Annotated in this window: 21 protein-coding genes; 14 read left to right on the plus strand and 7 right to left on the minus strand. The window is 71.4% G+C overall.

Going from position 1 to position 21,303, the window contains the following annotated elements; all coding sequences use genetic code 11:
- Positions 1-80 precede the first annotated feature (80 nt).
- From BJ963_RS11560 to BJ963_RS11580, 5 genes are all read left to right on the plus strand, one after another.
- Positions 81-527 (plus strand): DUF6325 family protein, encoded by a 447-nt coding sequence (locus BJ963_RS11560; protein WP_179456745.1) that lies wholly within the window; start codon positions 81-83, stop codon positions 525-527.
- 10 nt (positions 528-537) lie between these two features.
- Entirely contained in the window at positions 538-897 is a 360-nt protein-coding gene (locus BJ963_RS11565; protein ID WP_179456747.1) for an SHOCT domain-containing protein, read from the plus strand.
- Positions 898-940: 43 nt separating this feature from the next.
- Complete coding sequence (locus BJ963_RS11570; RefSeq protein WP_179456749.1) at positions 941-1,843, plus strand: phosphoribosylaminoimidazolesuccinocarboxamide synthase; 903 nt, start codon at positions 941-943, stop codon at positions 1,841-1,843.
- 68 nt (positions 1,844-1,911) lie between these two features.
- Positions 1,912-2,610: an RraA family protein gene (locus BJ963_RS11575; RefSeq protein ID WP_179456751.1), complete on the plus strand. Its 699-nt coding sequence runs from the start codon at positions 1,912-1,914 to the stop codon at positions 2,608-2,610.
- 66 nt (positions 2,611-2,676) lie between these two features.
- Positions 2,677-3,576: a VOC family protein gene (locus tag BJ963_RS11580; protein WP_218857068.1), complete on the plus strand. Its 900-nt coding sequence runs from the start codon at positions 2,677-2,679 to the stop codon at positions 3,574-3,576.
- A gap of 79 nt (positions 3,577-3,655) precedes the next feature.
- Here BJ963_RS11580 and BJ963_RS11585 read toward each other — a convergent pair whose 3' ends face one another.
- Positions 3,656-5,386 (minus strand): DHA2 family efflux MFS transporter permease subunit, encoded by a 1,731-nt coding sequence (locus BJ963_RS11585; protein ID WP_179456753.1) that lies wholly within the window; start codon positions 5,384-5,386, stop codon positions 3,656-3,658.
- Positions 5,387-5,396: 10 nt separating this feature from the next.
- Positions 5,397-5,975, minus strand: coding sequence for a PadR family transcriptional regulator (locus BJ963_RS11590; protein WP_089907726.1), 579 nt, complete (start codon positions 5,973-5,975; stop codon positions 5,397-5,399).
- A gap of 97 nt (positions 5,976-6,072) precedes the next feature.
- On the opposite strand from BJ963_RS11590, the gene BJ963_RS11595 reads away from it, so the two are divergent.
- Positions 6,073-6,594: a gamma carbonic anhydrase family protein gene (locus BJ963_RS11595; RefSeq protein WP_179456755.1), complete on the plus strand. Its 522-nt coding sequence runs from the start codon at positions 6,073-6,075 to the stop codon at positions 6,592-6,594.
- A gap of 14 nt (positions 6,595-6,608) precedes the next feature.
- Here BJ963_RS11595 and BJ963_RS11600 read toward each other — a convergent pair whose 3' ends face one another.
- Genes BJ963_RS11600 through BJ963_RS11615 form a run of 4 tightly spaced genes read right to left on the minus strand, consistent with a single transcriptional unit; the run spans position 6,609 to position 10,478 of the window.
- The gene (locus BJ963_RS11600; protein WP_343037267.1) at positions 6,609-7,214 is read right to left on the minus strand and encodes a uracil-DNA glycosylase; all 606 of its coding nucleotides are present in this window, start codon (positions 7,212-7,214) and stop codon (positions 6,609-6,611) included.
- Positions 7,215-7,223: 9 nt separating this feature from the next.
- Positions 7,224-8,387 carry an alcohol dehydrogenase catalytic domain-containing protein gene (locus BJ963_RS11605; RefSeq protein WP_179456759.1) on the minus strand — a complete coding sequence of 388 codons (1,164 nt, stop codon included), beginning with the start codon at positions 8,385-8,387 and terminating at the stop codon, positions 7,224-7,226.
- Complete coding sequence (locus tag BJ963_RS11610; protein ID WP_179456761.1) at positions 8,384-9,295, minus strand: phosphonatase-like hydrolase; 912 nt, start codon at positions 9,293-9,295, stop codon at positions 8,384-8,386. The genes BJ963_RS11605 and BJ963_RS11610 overlap by 4 nt, the downstream gene beginning before the upstream one ends.
- A 25-nt stretch (positions 9,296-9,320) precedes the next feature.
- Positions 9,321-10,478 carry a TIGR03364 family FAD-dependent oxidoreductase gene (locus tag BJ963_RS11615; protein WP_179456763.1) on the minus strand — a complete coding sequence of 386 codons (1,158 nt, stop codon included), beginning with the start codon at positions 10,476-10,478 and terminating at the stop codon, positions 9,321-9,323.
- 200 nt (positions 10,479-10,678) lie between these two features.
- On the opposite strand from BJ963_RS11615, the gene kynA reads away from it, so the two are divergent.
- The 8 genes from kynA to BJ963_RS11655 all read left to right on the plus strand — a co-directional run bounded on the left by kynA (position 10,679) and on the right by BJ963_RS11655 (position 19,413).
- Positions 10,679-11,539, plus strand: coding sequence for a tryptophan 2,3-dioxygenase (kynA, locus tag BJ963_RS11620; RefSeq protein ID WP_179456765.1), 861 nt, complete (start codon positions 10,679-10,681; stop codon positions 11,537-11,539).
- A complete protein-coding gene (locus BJ963_RS11625; protein WP_179456767.1) occupies positions 11,536-12,618 on the plus strand; it encodes an amidohydrolase family protein in 1,083 nt (360 codons plus the stop codon). The genes kynA and BJ963_RS11625 overlap by 4 nt, the downstream gene beginning before the upstream one ends.
- Entirely contained in the window at positions 12,615-13,889 is a 1,275-nt protein-coding gene (locus BJ963_RS11630; RefSeq protein ID WP_179456769.1) for a kynureninase, read from the plus strand. The genes BJ963_RS11625 and BJ963_RS11630 overlap by 4 nt, the downstream gene beginning before the upstream one ends.
- Positions 13,882-14,769, plus strand: a complete 888-nt coding sequence (locus tag BJ963_RS11635) for a PaaX family transcriptional regulator (RefSeq protein WP_179456770.1) — start codon at positions 13,882-13,884, stop codon at positions 14,767-14,769. Before BJ963_RS11630 ends, BJ963_RS11635 begins: the two co-directional genes overlap by 8 nt.
- 50 nt (positions 14,770-14,819) lie before the next feature.
- Complete coding sequence (gene purS, locus BJ963_RS11640; protein ID WP_172824161.1) at positions 14,820-15,080, plus strand: phosphoribosylformylglycinamidine synthase subunit PurS; 261 nt, start codon at positions 14,820-14,822, stop codon at positions 15,078-15,080.
- Positions 15,080-15,778 carry a phosphoribosylformylglycinamidine synthase subunit PurQ gene (gene purQ, locus BJ963_RS11645; protein ID WP_179456772.1) on the plus strand — a complete coding sequence of 233 codons (699 nt, stop codon included), beginning with the start codon at positions 15,080-15,082 and terminating at the stop codon, positions 15,776-15,778. The genes purS and purQ overlap by 1 nt, the downstream gene beginning before the upstream one ends.
- Before the next feature lie 173 nt (positions 15,779-15,951).
- Positions 15,952-18,270 (plus strand): phosphoribosylformylglycinamidine synthase subunit PurL, encoded by a 2,319-nt coding sequence (gene purL / locus BJ963_RS11650; RefSeq protein WP_179456774.1) that lies wholly within the window; start codon positions 15,952-15,954, stop codon positions 18,268-18,270.
- A gap of 96 nt (positions 18,271-18,366) precedes the next feature.
- Positions 18,367-19,413 carry an alpha/beta hydrolase gene (locus BJ963_RS11655; protein WP_179456776.1) on the plus strand — a complete coding sequence of 349 codons (1,047 nt, stop codon included), beginning with the start codon at positions 18,367-18,369 and terminating at the stop codon, positions 19,411-19,413.
- A gap of 12 nt (positions 19,414-19,425) precedes the next feature.
- On the opposite strand, the gene BJ963_RS11660 is transcribed toward BJ963_RS11655, so the two are convergent.
- Positions 19,426-21,189 carry a DUF4434 domain-containing protein gene (locus BJ963_RS11660; protein WP_179456778.1) on the minus strand — a complete coding sequence of 588 codons (1,764 nt, stop codon included), beginning with the start codon at positions 21,187-21,189 and terminating at the stop codon, positions 19,426-19,428.
- Between the last annotated feature and the right edge of the window lie 114 nt (positions 21,190-21,303).

Below are 21,303 nucleotides of genomic sequence, written 5' to 3' on the forward strand. Positions count from 1 at the left end.
GAACTGCTGCATTGCCGGGCCGCTCACCGCCGCAGTATGGTGCGCGTGACAGCGGGGTGGGCCGCGGAGAAGAGGATGAAATGGCCGAATTCGAGTACGGTCCGGCGGAGTTCATGGTCGCTCAGTTCGACACCGACCGGCCGTCTCCCGGCGTCGTCGAGGCGATCCTCGACCTGGTCGAGAACGGCACGGTGCGACTGCTCGACCTGGTGTTCGTCGAACGCCACGACGACGGGAGCGTCGACATCATCGAGCTCGAGGAGATCGGGGACGAGATCGGGTTGACCGACATCACGCTCGACGCCACCGGGCTCGCCGGGGACGAGGACGTGCAGCAGATCGCGGAGCTCCTGGAGCCCGGATCGACGGGGGCGATCCTCGTGATCGAGCACCTCTGGGCGAAGGATCTGGCGAACCGGTTCTTCCAGTCGGGCGGCGTCGTGCTGCACAGCGAGCGCATCCCGGCGCCCGTGCTCAACGCGGTCGCCGCGGACGCCTTCGACGAGCTCGAGACCACGGAAGGCTGAGGAGGACACCATGCCATTGAGACGATTCGGACGCCCGGGACTGATCGGGATGGCGGCGCGCACAGCGGTCGTCGCCGGAACCGCCACGGCGGTCGCCGGCGGTGTGCAGCACCACCAGCAGCAGAAGTACCAGAACCAGTACGAGCAGGAGCAGTACGAGCAGCAGCAGGCGGCACTGCAGGCCCAGGAGGCCCAAGCGCAGCAGCAGGCGGCCGCGCAGCAGGCCGCGGCACAGCAGGCGGCAGCACAGCAGCAGGCGGCTCCAGAGGACGACATGATGACCCGGCTGCAGCAGCTGGCGACGCTCCACACGCAGGGAGTGCTCACCGACGAGGAGTTCTCGGCCGCCAAGGCCAAACTGCTCACCTAGCGGCCCCGCCCGGGAGGTTCGCTGCTCGCCCTACGATGGACGGGTGAGCGAACTTCCGGGATGGGTCCACGTCTACTCAGGCAAGGTCCGCGACCTGTACGTGCCAGTAGGCGCGTCCGGCCTCCACGACGCGGACAGCGTGCTCGTGGTCGCCAGCGACCGGGTGAGCGCGTTCGACCACGTGCTGGAGCCGGGCATCCCCGCCAAGGGCGAGCTGCTCACGACGCTGAGCCTGTGGTGGTTCGACCAGCTGGACGACGTGCCGAACCACCTGATCCCCGATCACACGCTGGTGGGCGACACCGTCGTCGAGCGCATCCCCGCCGCGGTCGCCGGGCGGTCGATGCTGGTGAAGCCGCTCGACATGTTCCCGGTCGAGTGCGTCGTCCGCGGCTACCTGACGGGCAGCGGCTGGGCCGAGTACCGCGCATCGCAGAGCGTATGCGGCATCCCGCTGCCGGCCGGCCTGCAGAACGGCGACCGGCTTCCCGAGCCGCTGTACACGCCCGCGTGGAAGGCTCCGCTCGGGCAGCACGACGAGAACATCAGCTTCGAGCGCACGGTCGAGCTGGTCGGGGCGGATGTGGCGGAGGAGCTGCGGCGCCTCTCGCTGCACGTCTACGAGCGCGGCTCCGCGATCGCCGAGGCGCGGGGCATCATCATCGCCGACACCAAGTTCGAGTTCGGCGCCGACCGGACCACGGGCGAGATCACGCTCGCCGACGAGGTGCTGACCAGCGACTCCAGCCGGTACTGGGATGCGGCCGTCTACGCGTCGGCGCCGACGCCGGAGGAGCGCATGGCCAGCTTCGACAAGCAGATCGTCCGCGACTGGCTGGCCGCGAACTGGGACAAGACCGGGACGCCGCCCGCGCTCCCCGCCGACATCGTCGAGCGCACGGCGGCGCGCTATCGCGAGCTGCTGGAGCGGCTCACCGGGGCGTAACGTCCGCCGTGGGCCCCGGCGCGGCACGCATGCCGCAGCGCGCATGCCGCGCGGTATAGCGTCGCGTCATGGACGCTGCAGCCACCTCCGCTCCGCCTCCCGCGACAGCCGCCGTCGCCGACGCCGCCGTGCGTCTGAGAGTCGCTGTCGGGACCGCTCCGGTCGACCTGGTCGCCCTCCTTCCCGGCCGGCCCTTCCAGGGTCCGGCCGCTCCGGTCACCCACCTCGGCAGCGTGGACGTGCTGCTGGAGACGATCGACGACGCTCCCCCGGGAGCCGTGCTCGTCGTCGACAACGGCGGTCGCGACGATGAGGCGTGCGTCGGCGACCTGATGCTGCTGGAGGCGGCGACAGCCGGGATGTCGGGCGCGGTCATCTGGGGACGCCATCGTGACACCGCGCAGCTGCGCGAGATCGGGCTGCCCCTGTTCAGCCGCGGGTCGCATCCCTTCGGGCCCCGCCGTGTGCCGCCCGCGGGAACGGCGATGCGGTCGGCGTTCCTCGACGGCGTCGCCGTCTCCGCTGAGCACTGGATCGTCGCCGACGACGACGGCGTGCTCGTGATCCGCGCCGACGACCGGGAGGTGCTGTTCGCCGAGGCGGCGCGCATCCAGTCGGTCGAGGGCGCTCAGGCGGAGCGGATGCGGTCGGGCGCCTCCCTGCGCAGCCAGCTCGACTTCGCCCGCTACCGGCGGATGCAGTCCGCCGACCCCACCCTCACGCTGCGCCGCTACCTGGCCGAGACCGGCGGCGCGATCGAGACCTGACGCCGAGGGGCGCGCTCCGCCCGGGGCTTGAGAAATACCGCGGTGACCTGGGGTGTTGTGTCTGGCATGACAGACCTCCTCCCCGCAGACTCCGCGATGGGCGCGGTGACCCTCCGCGTCGCCGACCTCGACCGGATGACCGCGTACTACCGCGACGCCGTCACCCTGAGCGTCCTCGCCGCCGAGGGCGGACGGGTGGTGCTGGGCCGCGGAGCGACACCGGCGGTCGTGCTGGAGCACGCGCCGGAGCTGAAGCACGCGGGCCCGGGTGAGGCGGGGCTGTTCCACACCGCGATCGTGTTCGACACCCCCGAGACGCTGGCGGCCGCCGTCTACTCGGTCGCGCGCCGCGCGCCAGGGACCTTCACCGGAAGCGCCGACCACCTGGTCAGCACGACGTTCTACTTCACCGACCCGGAGGGCAACGGCGTCGAGCTGTACTGGGACCGCGACCGCTCGCTGTGGAGCTGGACGCACGGCCAGGTCGAGATGGACACGCTGTACCTCGACCCCAACGCCTTCCTGTCGGAGCACCTGACGGAGCGCGGGGTCGCGCTCGCGGAGGCGACGCAGGCCGCGACGACCCTGTTCGGCGACGCCTCCGTCGGGCACGTCCACCTCTCGGTCGGAGACGTCGCAACGGCCCGCGAGTTCTACGTCGACCGGCTCGGCTTCGAGGCCACCGCATCCCTCGGCGGTTCGGCCCTGTTCGTCAGCGCCGGGGGCTACCACCACCACATGGCCATGAACACGTGGAACAGCCGCGGCGCCGGCCGCCGCCGCCTGGCCCTCGGCCTCGGCGAGGTGCAGCTGAAATTGCCGTCGTCCGACGATGTCGGTGCTCTGGCCGAGCGGATGCGGCACTACGGCGTGCAGACCCGTGAGGACGGCCGGTCGCTCGGCTTCGACGATCCGTGGTCCAACGCGGTGCGCGTGGTGACGGAAGCGGAGGAGTTCTCGGCCTGAGCCGCGGCGAGGAACGCGAAAGGGAGGAGGTCGCAGCCGGGGTGGCTGCGACCTCCTCCCTTTTCCGTGTCGGTCGGCGTCAGTCGGTGACGGGCGCGGCGTGAAGGCCGTGCGGCGGCTCGTCGCCGGGCGCGAGGTCGGTCGCGGGCGGCACCGGAGCGGCATGAGCACCGTGGGTGGTCGCATCCACCGGGACCGGGGCGGCGTGGGCGCCGTGCGTGGCGGCCTCGGAGGACTCAGCCGTCGCACCCGCGGCGACCGGAGCATCGGCCGGCGCACCCTCGGCGGCCGGGGCGCCCGCAGCTGCGGCACCCGCACCGGCCCCGGCTCCACCGGCCTGGCGCGCCCACGCGGGCGGCTTCGGCCGCTCCCACCAGACGACGACGAGCGCGCCCAGGAAGGCGACGGCCGCCGGAAGCAGGAGGGACTCCGCCATCGCCTGGGTGAAGCCGGCGTGCAGGATCTGCGGCAGCTCGGTGCCCGCGGCGGCCTCGCTGGCGTTCGCAGCTCCGCCGGGGACCTTCGGCAGGTCGACGGCGAGACGCCCCTCGATCAGGGCGGCGATGGACGCGCTGCCCAGCACCGCGCCGATCTGACGGGTGGTGTTGAACACGCCCGATCCCGCTCCCGCCTGGTTCATCGGCAGGTTGCGCGTCGCCGTGGTGGAGATCGGCCCCCACACGCCCGACATCGCGATGCCCATCAGGGCGCTCGGGATGAGCAGCAGGAAGATGTTCACGTCCGGGGACAGCATCCGCGAGTAGAGGAACAGCGCGAAGGCGAACAGCACCAGCGCGGGGGTGGCGATGTTGCGCGGGTTCACCTTGTCGATCAGCCGGCCGACGAACGGCGCGAGCACTCCCGAGAAGATGGCGGTCGGCGCGAGCATCAGAGCGGACTCGGTCGGCGTGAGGCCGCGCACGGTCTGGAAGTAGAACACCAGCGGCAGCGCCATACAGGTCACGGCGAAGCCGACCGTGGTGATCGCGCCGTTCGACAGCGAGAAGTTGCGGTCGCGGAACAGCGGAAGGGGAAGCAGCGGCTCCTTCTTGTTGAACGCCTGCCAGACGACGAACGCGGCGAGCACGACGATCCCGGCGATGATGAGACCCCAGACCGAGATCGGGCCCCAGATGACGCCCCAGTCGTAGGTGCTGCCCTCCTGGATGCCGAACACCAGCAGGAACATGCCGACGCCGGACAGGATGACGCCGAGAATGTCGAAGCTGTGCGAGTGCGTGGGGAGCTTCGGGACGAGACGCATCGCGAGGATGAACGCCACGACGCCGACGGGGACGTTGATGAAGAAGATCCACTCCCATCCCAGGCTGTCGACGAGCACGCCGCCGAGCAGCGGGCCGATCAGCGTGGCGACGCCGGCGACGGCGCCCCAGAGGCCCATGGCCGCGCCGCGGCGCTCCGGCGGGAAGATGCGGGTGATGACGGCCATGGTCTGCGGCGTCATCAGGGCGGCGCCGAGTCCCTGCACGACGCGCGCGGCGATCAGGAAGCCGATGGACCCGGCGAACCCGCACCAGGCGGAGGCCAGGGTGAACACCACCAGGCCGATGAGGTAGAGGTTCTTCGGGCCGAACCGGTCGCCGAGGCGGCCGGTGATGAGCAGCGGCACCGCGTAGGCGAGCAGGTATGCGCTCGTCACCCAGATGACGGCGTTGTAGTCGGTGCCGAGGTTCAGCCCCTTCATGATCGACGGGTTGGCGACCGACACGATAGTGGTGTCGATCAGGATCATGAAGAACCCGATGACGAGCGCCCAGAGGGCGGGCCACGGCTTCAGTTGACGTTCCATTGGTCTTCTCTCAATGCTTTTCTTCGGACCACGACACGGCGCCCGATTGGAGGTCTGCGATCAGGGTCTCGAGCACGTCCGCCTCGGTGGCGGCGATGGCTCGCTGGTAGCGCACGTCCAGCCAGTACTTCGCGGGCACCCCGCGCAGCGTCAGGTCGGCGATGGCGCCATCCAGCACCCCGGTGTCGGCGCGGATCAAGCCCACGCGCTTGCGGAGCAGCGCGATCACGGTGTCGACGGGGAGGTTGTGCGCCTCGCCGAGGCCGAGTGGGAACTCCGGGTACTCGTTGGTGGGCGTTCCGATGATCTCGGTGATGCGCTCGCCGAGTGCTCGGGTGCCCGCGTCGGTGATCTCGTAGGTGGTGCGCTCCGGCCGGTTGCCTTCGCGCTCGGTGCCGGTGGCGCGCACGAAGCCGTGCGCCTCCATCCGGTCGACGGTGTGGTACAGCGAGCCCGGGCGCACCTTGACCAGCCGGTCCTCCGAGCGCTGCATGAGCGTCTGGTACATCTCGTAGGGATGCGACGGGCCCTCGGCGAGCAGCGCGAGCGCGGCGACGGCGAGGGGGGTGAGGGTGCGAGGTTCGGACATGCTCTCAATGTTTTCGAGTTGATTATTCCATGAGGAATATACGGCATGGGTGAATGGCCGTCAAGTACCGTGGGGAACACGGCCGGAAGGAGATCCCATGCTCTTCGCCCTCCCCGACGGAGGCTCACCACAGGTCGCCGACGACGCCTGGGTGGCGCCCGGCGCGACCGTCGTCGGCGACGTCACGCTGCAGCCCGGCGCGAGCGTCTGGTACGGAGCGGTCGTCCGCGCCGACAACGCGCCGATCGTCATCGGCCGCGACTCCAACCTGCAGGACAACGTCTCGGCCCACGTCGACCCCGCCTACCCGCTGACGGTGGGCGACCGCGTCTCCGTCGGCCACAACGCCGTGCTCCACGGCTGCACGATCGAGGACGACGTGCTCATCGGGATGAACGCCACCATCCTCAACGGCGCCCGGATCGGCGCGGGTTCCCTCGTCGCAGCGGGCGCCGTGGTCACCCAGGGCGCCGAGATCCCTCCGCGCTCGCTCGTCGCCGGCGTTCCCGCCACGGTGCGCCGCGAGCTGACCGACGACGAGGTCCGCGGCATCGCCGAGAACGCGGCCGGGTATCTCGACAAGACCCGGCAGCACCGCGGGGCGGTCGCGCTCGACTGAGCGGGCGGATGCCCTCAGCCGGCGTCGAGCATCGCGCGGTTGAGCGCGATCAGCTGCTCGGAGAACATCCGCGCCCCGCCCTGCGCGGGATGCCGGACGGCGGGCGCCTCGATGCCCGCCTCCGCGAGCGCGCCCTGCGCTTTGCGGCCGACCGCGACGATCGTCTCGACGCCGAGCTCCTGGATCAGCTCCAGCGCAACGGGCGCCCCCTCCCGCACCTCCGACGAACGCGGAGTGCGGTTCGTCTGCGGGCGGCCGGCGACGAACGGATGGTGCGGGTAGATCGGCCACGACAAGGGAAGCGGGCCCCGCCATTCGCGCATCGTCTCCCAGACGACGCGGCTGGATGTCTCCCACGGCGCCTGCGGCTCCGGCGGGAGCTCGAGGCCGGGAAGCACGCCCGCCTCCACCTCGCGGACGGAGGTGAAGGGCACACCGGTCACCGTCATCCCCCGCCAGCCCGGAGCCTCGCCGAGCAGCAGGACGGGCGCGTGCGGAACGGCGAGGTAGCGGCGCAGATTGCGCTCGCGGAGCCGGCCCAGCTCGTCGTCGCCGTACAGCAGCTCGGCGTCGTCCGGCACGGGAACCGCGCGGATCAGGTCGAAGAAGCGGTCGAACACCACCCCAGGCTACGGCCGGACCGCGACCCGCGGGTGCGTGCGTGCGGCGAGCGCCGCATCCACGTCGGCCAGGGCGAACGTCTCGCCGACCTGCTCGGCGAACGGGTAGCGCTGCCACGCGTCGCTCAGGAACCGCACGGCCTGCTCCAGGTGCCGGGCGGCGTAGTTGTGGACGCCGCGGATGGTGATCAGCCGGCGGATCAGGGCCTCCGGCGCGATGCCGAGGTCCGGCCCGGGGGCCGACTGGCCGACCAGCACCAGCACCCCGCCGACGTCGACGGCGTCGAGCAGCGAGCGGGCCGCTGCCGGGCTCCCGGAGAGTTCCAGCGCGACGGTCGGGGCCGGAGCACGACCGCCCGTCTTCGCGAGCACCGCGGCCAGCCCGGTCGAAGAGCCGGTGGGAGCGGCAGGGTCGGCGGCTCCCGCTGCGCCGAAGGCCAGCGCGGACTCGCGGCGCTCCGGGATCGGCTCGCTCACGACGACGCGGGCGCCCGCCTCGACCGCCATCGCCGTCGCCGTCACCCCGAGCATCCCCGCGCCCGCGATCAGCACGAAGGCGCCGTCCAGCGGGACGAGCTCGGCCGCCGCCTCGATCGCCGCCGCCACCGACGCGGTCGCGCACGACGCGGGCGCGAGCACGGCGGCCGGGATGTCCTCCGGGACGCGCACCAGCGGCGTGCCGTCGAGGATGTGCGTGTGCGTCGCGAAGCCGCCCGACAGCTCCCAGCCGCGCCGCATCCGCTCGTGGCCGTACTTCTGGAGGCTCAGGCACTGCTGCTGCAGCCCGCGGCGGCAGCGCACGCAGCGCCCGCACGGGACGGCGGCGGACCACACGATCCGCTCCCCCAGCGAGACGCGATGACCGTCCGTCGTCTTGGCGCCGCCGCGGCCGAGCGCGACGACGCGGCCGACCTGCTCGTGGCCGAGCACCAGGGGCGCCTGCGTGCGGCGATGGCCGAGCACCGCCTCCACGTCCGTTCCGCACACCGTCGCCAGCTCGACCTCGACCAGGACGTCGCCCGGAGCCAGACGGACCCCGGGCACCGCCACCGCCTCATGCGTGTGCGCGTCGCCCGGCCACACCATGGCCGTGGCCGACGGGTACACGCTGACCCCCATCCCCAGGCGCGCCGGCGGCTCGACGACGCGCGGGGTCACCGCCTTGACCGTCACCGGATGCCGTGTCCCGCAGCGGCGCCGCCGTCGGCCTCGTAGCCCAGCAGATCCGGCAGGTCGGCGACGCTCGGGAGCACCGCGTCCGCTCCGGCGTCGAGCAGAGTCTGCTCGTCGTGCGCGCCCGTCAGCACGCCGACGACCAGGCCGGCGCCCGCCGCGATGCCGGAGGCGATGTCGCTCGCCGTGTCGCCGACCACGACCATGCCCTCGACGCTGGATGCGCCCGTGCGCAGCAGCGCGGTGAGGGGCAGATCGGGGAACGGACGGCCGCGGCCCGCCTCCTCCGGTGTCAGCGTGACGTCCGCCAGGTCGTGCCAGCCCAGGGCGTCGAGGACGATGTCGCACGTCCTCCGCGAGAAGCCGGTGGTCAGTGCGACGGTGACGCCCGTCGCCCGCAGCCGGCGGATGAGGTCCTCGGCGCCGGGGACCGGTCGAAGGCCCCCATCGGCCACGAGCTCGGCGTACGTCGACTCGAAGACGGCGTCCGCGTGCTGCGCCTGGTCCTCGTCGGCGCTCAGCGAGCGGAACACGGCCAGCTTCGCCTGTCCCATCGTCTCGTGAACGAAAGCCAGGACGGCAGCGCGCCCGTCCGCGGAGGACGCGAGACCCGCAGCGTCTACGGCGCGCTCGAACGCGCGCTGCACCAGGCCGTCGTCGAGGACGGTCGTCCCCGCCAGGTCGAGCACGACGAGTTCGAGATCGGCGAGGTCGTCCTCGTCGCGGTCGTCGGCGTCGCCCTCGTCGAGCGCGTCCTCCCGTTCGTCCAGGTCGTCGACGTCGTCCCACTCGTCGTCGGTGAGCCCCGCCGCCGACGGGATGCCGCCCCGGACCGGCCCGACGCCGACGGTGACATCGTCGACGGTGACATCGTCGAACTCGCTGGTGATGCGTCCGTCTGGGGTCACGATGGTGCCTTTCGTTGCGGTGGTGCTAGCGCACGCGGGCGGCGCCCGCGGGGATCAGGGCGCCGGGGGCGTCGGAGAACAGCTCGTCGACGACGCGGTCGGCGAGGCCGAGCCCGGTGGTCATCCCGATGCCGGTGGTGACGGAGACGACGCGGACGCCGGGGGCCGGCGCGGCGACCAGGAACTCGTCCGGCGCGGCCGCGTAGACGCCCTGCCAGCGCTCCCGGACGCGCAGGTCGGCGACGCCGAACAGCTCGCGCGTCTGCTCCAGCAGCAGGGCGAACGCCTCCTCGTGCTGGAACGGGGACGCGTCCGCGCCCCGGGCGTGGGTGTCGCCGACGATCAGGGTGCCGTCGGGACGCTGGGTGAACATGAGGTTCACGTCCAGCGCCGCCAGGGCCGGCTGCTCGGCCGCGAGGCGTTCGCGCAGCGCCGCCGCGCTGGGGGTGCGGGCGAAGCCGGAGTAGCGGACGAGGGACCAGCCGGTCAGCACCGGCGTCGCCAGCGGCAGCTCGAGGGCGGCCTCCACGAGCATCATGTCCAGCCCGCAGCGCTCGATGCCGTGCGCCTCGGCGATCCCGGGGAACAGGTGGTCGACGTCGTGCCCGACGGCGACGACGACCGCGTCGGCCGCGACCCGTCCGCGGGGCGTGCGCACCAGTCCGGGCTCCACACCCGAGACCGCGGTCTGCCAGAAGAAGTCGACGCCGTGGGCGTCCAGCCAGCGGGCGATCGCCGCGGCGGCCTCGCGCGGGTCGATCTGCAGGTCGGAGGGCAGCAGGGCGCCGCCCACTGCGACGCCGTCGGCGACCGGGACACTCTCGCGCACCTCGGCGGGGGTGAGGAGCCGGACGTCGTGGCCTCCGCGCCGCTCGCGGAACTCCTCCAGCACGGCGAGTTCGTCGTCCGCCCGCGCGACGACGATGCTCCCCGACTCGCGCAGCCAGAAGCCGGCCTCGGGAGCCAGGGTCAGCCACAGCTCGCGGGCGAGCTCGGCGTACGCGCGCGCCTCGCCCTCCTGCCCGGTGATGCCGAGGTGGCCGAAATTGCGGACCGACGCCCCCTGCACGCCGGAGGCGCGGTCGATCACGGCCACCGTCAGTCCTCGCCGGAGGGCTGCGACGGCATGCCCGAGCCCGACGATCCCGGCGCCGACCACCGCGAGGTCGTAGTGCCTGCCCATCCGGAGCCTCCCTGCGTCCCCGCTCACCGCGTGCCTTGTTCGTGGGTCAGTGCGCCACGCTAGGAGCCCGGTGCGACGGTGGTCGCAACTGGAGGTAACGCCCGGGTGAACGGAGCGAGGACGGCGGGTGCCGCCATCGTCGGGGAACAGTGCCCGGACCGGCTGTTGCAGTATTGCGGCGGTCGGCGCAGAATTGCAGCATGGCCGACGGCGACAACACCCGCGAGTTCGATCCCGACATCGTCACCGACTTCCGGGAGCGGATGTCGTACGGCTCTTACCTGGAACTCGACACGCTGCTCAGCGCTCAGCGCCCGGTGAGCCGCCCGGAGCACCACGACGAACTGCTGTTCATCATCCAGCACCAGACGACGGAGCTCTGGCTGAAGCTCGTCCTCCACGAGCTGGAGTCCGCCCGCGACCTCCTGCGCGCCGACGACCTCTCGCCCGCACTCAAGCGCATCGCCCGCGTGAAGCACATCCAGCGCACCCTCACCGAGCAGTGGTCGGTGCTCGCCACGCTCACGCCGACGGAGTACGCGGAGTTCCGCGGCTTCCTGGGAAACTCGTCCGGCTTCCAGTCGTACCAGTACCGCGCCGTCGAGTTCGTGCTCGGCAATAAGAACCGCCGCATGCTCAGCGTGTTCGAGAGCGACCCGGCCGCCCACGCGCTCCTCGCCGCCCTGCTGGATGCGCCCAGCATCTACGACGAGTTCCTGCGGTACCTGGCGCGGGCCGGTTTCGCCGTTCCGGCCTCGCTGCTGGAGCGGGACGTCACGCAGGCGCACGTCTTCACCCCGGAACTGGTGCCGGTCTTCCGCGAGATCTACGAGCACGCCACGGACCACTGGCGCGAGTACGAGGCCTGCGAGGAGTTCGTCGACCTGGAGGACAACTTCCAGCTCTGGCGGTTCCGTCACCTGAAGACGGTGCAGCGCACCATCGGGATGAAGACCGGTACCGGCGGATCCACCGGCGCCGCGTTCCTGCAGAAGGCGCTCGAGCTGACCTTCTTCCCCGAGCTGTACGCCGTCCGCACCGAGATCGGAGCACCCGCATGAGCGACGACGCCTACCTCACCGTCGATGCCGTGTGGAACGGCCATCGATTCCTCAGCACGACGACGTTCCGCAGCGACGGCGAGCGCCTCCACGCGGTGGACGACATCCCTTCGCACGCCCGGCACGAGCACCTCGGCGGCACGATCTTCCCGCGCCTCACCGACCACCACACCCACGTCGGGCTGACCGACCAGCACGCCGTCTTCTCGGGCGGCATCACGCACGCGATCGACCTCGGCTGGGTGCCGGCCGTGGCGGCCGGATGGCTGACCGACGACCTCACGCGTCCGTCCGTCGCGATCGTCGGCTCGCTCATCACCTGCGAGGGCGGCTACCCGGTCAACGCCGGATGGGGACCTCCCGGCTCCTCGACGGAGGTCGGCGGCGAGCGGGAGGCGCGGCTGGCGGTGCGGGCGAACATCATGATGGGAGCCTCCCTCATCAAGGTCACGCTCAACATCGAAGCCGGCGAAACTGTGGACGATCACGTTCTCCACAGCATCGTCGCGGAATCCCACGCGCAGGGTGCACCGGTCACCGTCCACGTCCAGGGCGCCGGGCAGACCGCCCGCGCCGTCCGCGCGGGGGCCGACCAGCTCGCCCACACCCCGTTCACCGAGCGGGTCGACGACGACCTCATCGCCGAGTGCGTCCGCCGCGGCATGAGCTGGGTCAGCACCCTCGACATCCACGGCTGGGGAGACCCCACCGAGCAGCACGCCGTCGCGTCGGAGAACCTGGGCCGCTTCGCCCGCGCCGGCGGCCGGGTGCTCTACGGAACGGATCTGGGGAACGGGCCGCTCGCGGTGGGCGTCAACGAGCGCGAGCTGCGCGGGATGCTCGAGGCGGGCGTCCACCCGGACCACCTGATCCGCTCGATCGCCGGCCTGCGCCGCCCGGACGACGACCAGGCGCCGACCGTCGGCCCCCGCCTGGCCTGGGCACCGGCCGCACCGCCGACCGACCCCGACGCGCTGCCCGCCTGGCTCGCCACCGCGCGCGGACTCACCGCTCGCGCCCTCACCGCTCGTGCCCTCACCGCATCCGACCGTCCGACCGCCCCGGAGGACCCCGCATGACCGACTTCGACACAGCACCTCCCGCCGCCCTGTCCCCCGACCCGCTCAGTGCGGCACGCGCCCTCGACGCCGCCGACCCGCTCGCCGCCTTCCGCAGCCGGTTCGCCGGGATCGACGACGGCAGCAGCGCCGTGACCGCCTACTTCGACGGCAACTCGCTCGGCCGACCGACGCGGGCGAGCATCGACCGCATCCAGCGGTTCCTCGTCGAGGGGTGGGGCGATCGGCTGATCCGCGGCTGGGACGAGGAGTGGATGGAGCTGCCGTTCGCGATCGGCGACGACCTGGGCCGCGCGGCCCTCGGCGCGGCTGCCGGGCAGACCTTCATCGGCGACTCGACCACGGTCCTCCTCTACAAGCTGGCGCGCGCGGCCGTCGACAGCCTCCCCGAGCGCAGCGAGATCGTGCTCGACACGGACAACTTCCCGACCGACCGCTACCTGCTCGACGGCATCGCCCGCGAGCGCGGCCTGCGCCTGGTGTGGATCGAGGCGGACACCGAGGCGGGTGTGACGGCGGAGCAGGTGGCCGCGGTCGTCGGGCCGCAGACGGCCCTCGTCGTGCTCAGCCACGTCGCCTACCGCTCCGGCTTCCTGGCCGACCTGCACACCATCACGCGCATCGTCCACGACGCGGGCGCCCTCGTGCTGTGGGATCTCTGCCACTCGGCAGGGTCGGTGCCCGTGGAGCTGGACGCCGCGGACGTCGACCTCGCCGTCGGCTGCACCTACAAGTACCTGAACGGCGGTCCGGGGTCGCCCGCCTTCGGCTACGTGAACGCGCGGCTCATCCCGCACATCTCGCAGCCGATCCAGGGCTGGATGGGTGCGCGCGACGTCTTCCTGATGGGCCCGGAGTACGTGCCGGCCGACAGCATCCGGCGCTTCCTCAGCGGAACGCCTCCCATCGTCGGGATGCTGGCGATGCGCGACACCATCGCGATGATCGAGGAGGCCGGCATCGCGGCGGTGCGGGCCAAGTCGGTCGCGCTGACCGAGTTCGCCGTCGCTCTCGCCGACGAGTGGCTGACCCCGCTCGGCGTCACCCTCGCCTCCCCGCGCGACCCCGAGCGCCGCGGCGGCCACATCACGCTCAGCCACCCGGCCATGCGCGAGGTCACGGCGCTGCTGTGGCAGCGCGACGTCATCCCCGACTACCGCGACCCGGACGGCCTGCGCGTCGGACTGTCGCCGCTCAGCACCGGCTTCGAGGAGGTCTGCACCGGGATGGCCGCGGTGCGCGACGCCCTCGGCGAGCTCACGCATGACTGAGGCCGGCGTCGCCTCGCGCACCGACGCACGCGTCGTGCGCGACGATCCCGAGGCCGCCAGCGGTAGCGCGACCGCGCTGCTGCGCACCGTGGTGGGCAGCGTCCTCCGACCGATCGGCGGGTGGATGAGCGCCGCGGGCGCCGTCCGCCTCATGGATGCGCTCGGCGTGCCCGCGGCGACCGCGCGTTCCAGCCTGGCGCGGCTGTGCGCGCGGGGCGTCCTTCGGCGAGGGCCCCGCGACGGGGTCGCCGGCTACGCGCTCGACCCGGCAGCGGTGCCGATGCTGGAGCGCGGGGACGCGCGCATCTTCGGCGAGCGGGTGGAGGCGTCCCGCTGGCTGCTGCTGTCCCTCTCGTTCCCGGAGCATGCCCGCGGGTCGCGCGACCGGTTGCGTCGCCGCCTCGCCGCGCTCGGCTGCGGAACGGTGGCCGACGGCCTGTGGATCGCGCCGTCGGCGCTGGAGGCGGAGCTGGCCGCCGCCGTCACGGAGAGCGCGTCGGACGACCACCGCGCCGGCCGCCCGGTCGTCGCGATGTTCGCGGACGCGTCCCCGCGCGGCGACCTCTCCGCCGGGCTCGCCCGCTGGTACGACCTCGCCGTCATCCGCACGGCGCACGAGTCCTTCCTCTCCCGGTTCGGCGAGCTGCCGCATCCCCTGGACGACGCCCGGGCCTTCGCCACGTGGATCCGCGCCCTCGACGAGTGGCGGGTGATCCCGTACCGCGACCCCGGGCTCCCCGCCGCTGCCTTGCCCGCCGACTGGCCGGGGACCGCGTCCGCTCGGCTGTTCCAGCAGTTGCGGGCACAGCTGGAGGAGCGCGCGATCTCCCACGCCGCCGCCGTGGCGGCGCCGGACCGCATCCCCGCGCCCGCACGGTAGAATCGACGCGAAACCCCCACCCTTTGCGCCCGAGTGAGCGGAGTGTCCCCGTGCCGACGATCGTTGTTGAAGTGATGCCCAAGGCCGAGCTGCTCGACCCGCAGGGGAAGGCGGTCGCCGGTGCGCTCGCCCGCACCGGTCGCGGCGTCGTCACCGGAGTGCGCGTCGGGAAGCGCTTCGAGCTGACCGTGGACGGCCCCATCGACGACGAGGTGCGCGCGACGGTCGCGGAGATCGCAGGCGAGATCCTCTCCAACTCCGTGATCGAGGACGTGGTGGGCATCCACTACCCGGCCGAGGTCGACGCCTGATGCGCATCGGCGTCATCACCTTCCCCGGTTCCCTGGACGACCGCGACGCCCTGCGCGCGGTGCGCATGGCGGGCGCCGAGCCCGTCGCGCTGTGGCACGGCGAGCACGACCTGCAGGGCGTCGACGCCCTCGTGCTGCCCGGCGGATTCTCGTACGGCGACTATCTGCGCTGCGGCGCCATCGCCTCCCTCTCGCCGATCATGACCGAGGTCGTGGATGCGGCGCAGAAGGGGATGCCCGTCCTCGGCATCTGCAACGGGTTCCAGATGCTGGCGGAGGCGCACCTGGTCGCCGGCGGCCTGATCCGCAACGACCACGGCACCTTCATCCGCCGCGACCAGCACCTGACGGTCGAGAACACGCAGACGCCGTGGACGAACGGCTTCGAGCAGGGCCAGGAGATCGTCATCCCGCTGAAGAACGGCGAGGGCGGCTTCATCGCGTCGGCCGAGGAGCTGGCGCGGCTCGAAGGCGAGGGCCTCGTCGTCTTCCGCTACGCGGGCGTCAACCCGAATGGCTCGCTCGACGACATCGCGGGCGTCCGCAACGAGCGCGGCAACGTGGTCGGCCTCATGCCGCACCCGGAGCACGCGGTCGAGCCCGGCTTCGGCCCGGACACCCCGGACGCGATGCGCTCGGGGACGGACGGCCTCACGTTCTTCACCTCCGTCATCCGCTCGGCGCTCGTCGAGGCGTAGGAGCTGCGCCGCCACGGCGACTGCGACGCTGCGGAACGACTGCGGGTGCGCGCCCAGGCGCAGACGTTACGGGCGGGCGCAGTCGCGGGCGGGGTCGCCCGGTCTGACCTCTCTCCGCGCCCGGTAGACTGGAGCCCATCCCCCGCCTGCCCCGCCCAGCCTGGAGTGCCCGCGTGACCGACACCGCCACCGCCCACGTCGTCGACACCGTCGCGAACGCGATCGAGACCCCGGAGCGGGAGCAGCCGTTCGCGGCGCTCGGGCTCAAGGAGGACGAGTACGCGAAGATCCGCGAGATCCTCGGCCGCCGCCCCACCAGCGGCGAGCTGGCGATGTACTCGGTGATGTGGTCGGAGCACTGCTCCTACAAGTCGTCGAAGATCTACCTGCGGCAGTTCGGGCAGAAGGTCAGCCCGGCCATGAAGAAGAACCTCATGGTCGGCATGGGCGAGAACGCCGGCGTCGTGGATGTCGGCGAGGGCTGGGCGGTCACCTTCAAGGTGGAGTCGCACAACCACCCCTCCTACATCGAGCCGTTCCAGGGCGCCGCGACCGGCGTCGGCGGCATCGTCCGCGACATCATCTCGATGGGCGCGCGCCCGGTCGCGGTCATGGACCAACTGCGCTTCGGCGCCATCGACAGCCCGGACACCGCACGCGTCGTGCACGGCGTCGTCTCGGGCATCTCGTTCTACGGCAACTGCCTCGGCCTGCCGAACATCGGCGGCGAGACCTACTTCGACCCGGTGTACCAGGGCAACCCGCTGGTGAACGCCCTCTCGGTCGGCGTCCTGCGCCACGAAGACCTGCACCTGGCGAACGCGTCCGGGGCCGGCAACAAGGTCGTGCTGTTCGGTGCGCGCACCGGCGGCGACGGGATCGGCGGCGCCAGCATCCTCGCGTCCGACACGTTCTCCGCGGGCGGCCCGACCAAGCGTCCGGCCGTGCAGGTGGGCGACCCGTTCGCCGAGAAGGTGCTCATCGAGTGCTGCCTGGAGCTGTTCCGCGACAAGCTGGTCGAGGGCATCCAGGATCTGGGCGCCGCCGGCATCTCGTGCGCGACCAGCGAGCTGGCCTCCAACGGCGACGGCGGGATGTTCATCGAGCTCGACAAGGTCCTCCTGCGCGACCCGAGCCTCACGGCGGAGGAGATCCTCATGTCGGAGAGCCAGGAGCGCATGATGGCGGTCGTCAAGCCGGAGCTGCTCGACGCCTTCCTCGCCGTCACCGCCAAGTGGGATGTCGAGACCAGCGTGCTCGGCGAGGTCACCGAGACCGGCCGCCTCGTCATCAACTGGAACGGCGAGGAGATCGTCAACGTCGACCCACGCACGGTCGCGGTCGACGGCCCGGTGTACGAGCGCCCCGTCGCCTACCCGGCCTGGATCGACGCCCTGCAGGACGACTCGGCCTCCGTGCTCGCCCGCCCGACCACCGGCGACGAGCTGCGCGAGCAGACGCTCGCCCTGCTCGGCAGCGCCAACCTCGCCGACAAGGGCTGGATCACCGACCAGTACGACTACTTCGTCGGCGGCAACACCGCGCTCGCTTTCCCCGACGACGCCGGCATGATCCGCGTCGACGAGGAGTCCGGCCTCGGCTTCGCCATCGCCACCGACGCCAACGGCCGCTACTGCCAGCTCGACCCGAAGCAGGGCGCGAAGCTCGCGCTGGCCGAGGCGTACCGCAACGTCGCCGCGTCCGGCGCCGTCCCGGTCGCGGTCACCGACTGCCTCAACTTCGGCAGCCCGGAGAATCCCGAGGTCATGTGGCAGTTCTCGCAGGCCGTCGAGGGCCTGTCGGACGCCTGCCTGGAGCTTGAGATCCCGGTCACCGGCGGCAACGTCTCCTTCTACAACCAGACCGGCGACACCCCGATCTTCCCGACCCCGGTGGTCGGCGTCCTCGGTGTGATCGACGACGTCGCCCGGCGCATCCCGAGCGGCTGGCAGGACGAGGGCGAGAACATCTACCTCCTCGGTATCACCCGCGAGGAGCTGGACGGCTCGGCGTGGGCCGGCACCATCCACGGCCACCTCGGCGGCCACCCGCCGGCGGTCGACCTCGACGCCGAGCGCTCGCTCGCCCAGACGCTGCACGCGGCCTCCCTCGAGGGGCTGGTGTCCTCGGCCCACGACCTCGCCGACGGCGGCCTCGCGCAGGCCCTCGCCGAGAGCGTCATCCGCTTCGGCGTCGGCGCCCGCGTCTGGCTCACCGAGATCGAGGAGCGCGACGGCGTGGATGCGGCGACCGCGCTGTTCTCGGAGTCGACGGCCCGCGTCCTGGTCACCGTCCCGCGCGAGGACGACGTCAAGTTCCGCGGCCTGTGCGCGGGGCGCAACATCCCGGCCCTCCGCATCGGCGTGACCGACGCCGAGGTCGGCGCCCAGCCGGTACTCGAGGTACAGGACCTCTTCACCATCGGCCTCGAGGAGCTCCGCGGCGTCCACCGCTCCACTCTCCCCGAGCACTTCGGCCCGACGGTCGCGTAACTCCCCCACCGTCCGCTCCGGAGTTTTTCGCCCCCGACACGCGGTCGGAGGGCGAAAAACTCCGGAGCCGGTGGTCGGTGTCGCTACGGTGAGGGCATGACCCGTGCCCGCGCCGACGAGCTGCCGACGCCTCCACTTCTCTCGCGGCGGGCCCGCCGCGTCGTGTCCGTCACCGCGATCGTGCTGCTCTGCCTGCTCATCCTGGGCAGTCTGGCGTCGTCGTCACCGTGGCCGTCCGCCCTGACGATCCGCAGCGTCTTCGCGAAGGGCGCGGCCGAGACCGTCGCCGAGATGCAGCCGTTCGTGCCGACCAGCGGAGTGACGGCGCAGACCGGCCTCCGCTATGCGCCGGGCTCGCCGGACACGACCTTCGACATCTTCCGCCCGGAGAGCGCCACCGACCCACTGCCGACCGTGGTGTGGATCCACGGCGGCGCGTGGATCTCGGGCGTCAGCTCCGACGTCGACCCCTACCTGCGCATCCTGGCCGATCAGGGCTTCACGACCGTCGGGCTCAACTACACCGTCGGGCCGGAGGCGACCTACCCGACCGCGGTCCGGCAGCTCAACGACGCCCTCGCCTACCTCGACGCGCACGCGGAGACGCTCGGCATCGACCCGAGCCGCATCATCCTGGCCGGGGACTCCGCCGGATCGCAGCTCGCCAGCCAGCTGGCCGTGATGACCACCAGCCCCGAGTACGCGAACCTGCTCGGCATCGCGCCGGCGCTCCAGCCCGACCAGCTGTCGGCCGTCGTGCTCAACTGCGGGGTCTACGACCTCACCGCCCTCGCCAGCCTCACCGGCGTCGACGGCTGGGGCTTCAAGACGGCGCTCTGGTCGTACAGCGGCACGAAGGACTGGTCGCAGACCTACGTCGGGTCGACCATGTCGACCATCCAGCACGTCACCGCCGCCTTCCCACCGACCTACATCTCCGGCGGAAACGGCGACGGCCTCACCTGGACCCAGTCCGTGCCGATGGCGGCAGCGCTGCGCGCGAAGGGCGTCGACGTGACCGAGCTGTTCTGGCCCGCCGACCACGAGCCCGCACTGCCGCACGAGTACCAGTTCCACCTCAAGTTCGCTGACGCGCACACGGCACTGGATGCGACCATCGCCTTCCTCCGCGCGCACAGCTAGCGCGTCGCGGCGTCACAGCCCCCGGACGGTCGCCTCGTCCACGAACGACCAGGCACTGCTTGCGGGGGTGACGGTGAATCGGATGTAACGCCCCGAGCCGGAGAGCCCGTATGCCGCGTAGGTGTACCGCTGGTCGGCATCACTCACATTCGGTGCGGGCATGGTCACCAGAGGCGTGAAGGTCGAGCCGCTGGTCGACACCGAGACCTGGATGCTGGACGGCAGGAAGATGTAAACGGATTTCGTCTGCAGCCACGACGTCCCCACCTGTGTGATGGTCTTGGTCGAGCCGAGGTCGATCGTGAAGCTGTAGGCGCTTCCCGTATTCCGGCCCTGCCACGCTGCGTCGGAATAGCTCGTCGTGCCCGTGACCCCGTTCGTCAGCTCCGCTGCGCCCGTGTCCGGATAGCCCGGGTCCGCGCCCACGGACGTCGTGTACGAACGGCCCGAGGAGATCAGAGGGCTCGCTGCGGGTGCCGAGGACGTCGTCGCCGTCGCTGTCGTGCTCTGGGCGGACACGTTGCCGGCGGCATCGAAAGCGGCCAGCTTGTAGCTGTAGGTCGTCGCGGGGCTGAGACCGGCATCCGTGAAGCCGGTCACTGCGCCCTGGATCACTTTCACGAGCGCCCCTCCGCGATAGACGCGGTATCCGGCGATACCGATGTTGTCGGTGGACGCCGTCCAGGCCAGATTCACCGAAGTGACGCCGCCCGCCGTCGCTGTCAGACCTGTCGGCGTGGTCGGGGCCGACGACTCCACAGCACCGGTGGACAGGTAGTTCCGGTAGGTGGTGTCGTACACGGCGGGGACCGTCAGCGGGCTGTCGTAGTGGTCGTACGAGAACGACAGGGTCTTGGTCACGTACGGCGCAACGGCATTCAGGTCGGCGATCAGCTGGGAGATCGACATCGGCGTGAAGTCCGGGTTGAAGGTCTCGCTGTCCGCCCAGAGCTGGGTGGCCGGGCGGGAGCTGGTGATCGCGCTCTTGGTGGCCGAGAACCACGTGGCCAACTGCGCGGTCGTCGCATGACCGGCACCGACCCCGTCCTGCAGGGCGATCACATCGATCGGAGCGGAGGCGAGGATGCTCGACCACATGCTCGTCCACTGGGTGCTGGTCTGACCTCCGGACGTGTTGTAGAACGGGCTGATGATCACGGGCTTGCCCGGGGTGAGCGCATGCAGATGGTTCGCGATCGTCGTATAGAACGTCGCCATGGCGGTCCAGGACGAGGTCGAGGTGAAGTTCCAGTTGTCGACCTCGAACGGAAGGTACCAGCCGGCGAAGGACGTGTGCGTCCCATACCGGGCATAGAGATCGTCGGCCAGGGCGTTCGCCGCCGTCGCCTGGCCGTTCAGCCAGGTGGTGTCGTTGGCATAGGTGTTCCACCAGTCGTCGTTCGTCTGCAACCCCAGGTACTCGGCGACCCCGGCGCTGTCCGCCGCCGTGAGAACACGGGAGACCACATCCGTCGACGTGCTCTGCGTGTACCCGCTGAGCCCACTCGGGTAGACGGTGGTCGACGCTTTCGTGTCCGCCGTCCACTGGATCACCTGGCTGGTGATGCACGCATTGGTCAAGGTACCGAGCTCGGAGGAGAGCTGGGTGGCGCTCCAGCCGTCGACGAGTGCCGGCTGGATGAAGCTGCCGTCGATGCGTGGGGACGTGGTGCAGGTCGGTGTGGCGGCGGCCGGCGTCGCTGGAACGACCAGGGCCGCGGCCAGGGCGGCCCCGGCGATCAGGGACGCGAGACGCGACCCGGTGCGGTGACTCATACCTACTCCTTCGAGTGAGCGGTCCCGACGCCAGTGCCGAGACTCGTAAATGGTATAGCCCATTTAGGATCGTCTCGGCAACAATTTCCTTTAATTATCAGTAGTCATCACCCA

The organism is Leifsonia soli (assembly GCF_013408745.1).
In the GTDB taxonomy this organism is placed as follows: Bacteria; Actinomycetota; Actinomycetes; order Actinomycetales; family Microbacteriaceae; genus Leifsonia; species Leifsonia soli.

What these genes read in the sequence shown, in the direction of transcription:
- BJ963_RS11655 (WP_179456776.1), top strand. Translation starts at nt 18,367, where the DNA reads ATGACCCGTGCCCGCGCCGACGAGCTGCCGACGCCTCCACTTCTCTCG.
- BJ963_RS11625 (WP_179456767.1), top strand. Translation starts at nt 11,536, where the DNA reads ATGAGCGACGACGCCTACCTCACCGTCGATGCCGTGTGGAACGGCCAT.
- BJ963_RS11560 (WP_179456745.1), top strand. Translation starts at nt 81, where the DNA reads ATGGCCGAATTCGAGTACGGTCCGGCGGAGTTCATGGTCGCTCAGTTC.
- purQ (WP_179456772.1), top strand. Translation starts at nt 15,080, where the DNA reads ATGCGCATCGGCGTCATCACCTTCCCCGGTTCCCTGGACGACCGCGAC.
- BJ963_RS11635 (WP_179456770.1), top strand. Translation starts at nt 13,882, where the DNA reads ATGACTGAGGCCGGCGTCGCCTCGCGCACCGACGCACGCGTCGTGCGC.
- BJ963_RS11660 (WP_179456778.1), bottom strand. Translation starts at nt 21,189, where the DNA reads ATGAGTCACCGCACCGGGTCGCGTCTCGCGTCCCTGATCGCCGGGGCC.
- BJ963_RS11585 (WP_179456753.1), bottom strand. Translation starts at nt 5,386, where the DNA reads ATGGAACGTCAACTGAAGCCGTGGCCCGCCCTCTGGGCGCTCGTCATC.
- kynA (WP_179456765.1), top strand. Translation starts at nt 10,679, where the DNA reads ATGGCCGACGGCGACAACACCCGCGAGTTCGATCCCGACATCGTCACC.
- BJ963_RS11630 (WP_179456769.1), top strand. Translation starts at nt 12,615, where the DNA reads ATGACCGACTTCGACACAGCACCTCCCGCCGCCCTGTCCCCCGACCCG.
- BJ963_RS11590 (WP_089907726.1), bottom strand. Translation starts at nt 5,975, where the DNA reads ATGTCCGAACCTCGCACCCTCACCCCCCTCGCCGTCGCCGCGCTCGCG.
- BJ963_RS11580 (WP_218857068.1), top strand. Translation starts at nt 2,677, where the DNA reads ATGACAGACCTCCTCCCCGCAGACTCCGCGATGGGCGCGGTGACCCTC.
- BJ963_RS11565 (WP_179456747.1), top strand. Translation starts at nt 538, where the DNA reads ATGCCATTGAGACGATTCGGACGCCCGGGACTGATCGGGATGGCGGCG.
- BJ963_RS11595 (WP_179456755.1), top strand. Translation starts at nt 6,073, where the DNA reads ATGCTCTTCGCCCTCCCCGACGGAGGCTCACCACAGGTCGCCGACGAC.
- BJ963_RS11615 (WP_179456763.1), bottom strand. Translation starts at nt 10,478, where the DNA reads ATGGGCAGGCACTACGACCTCGCGGTGGTCGGCGCCGGGATCGTCGGG.
- BJ963_RS11575 (WP_179456751.1), top strand. Translation starts at nt 1,912, where the DNA reads ATGGACGCTGCAGCCACCTCCGCTCCGCCTCCCGCGACAGCCGCCGTC.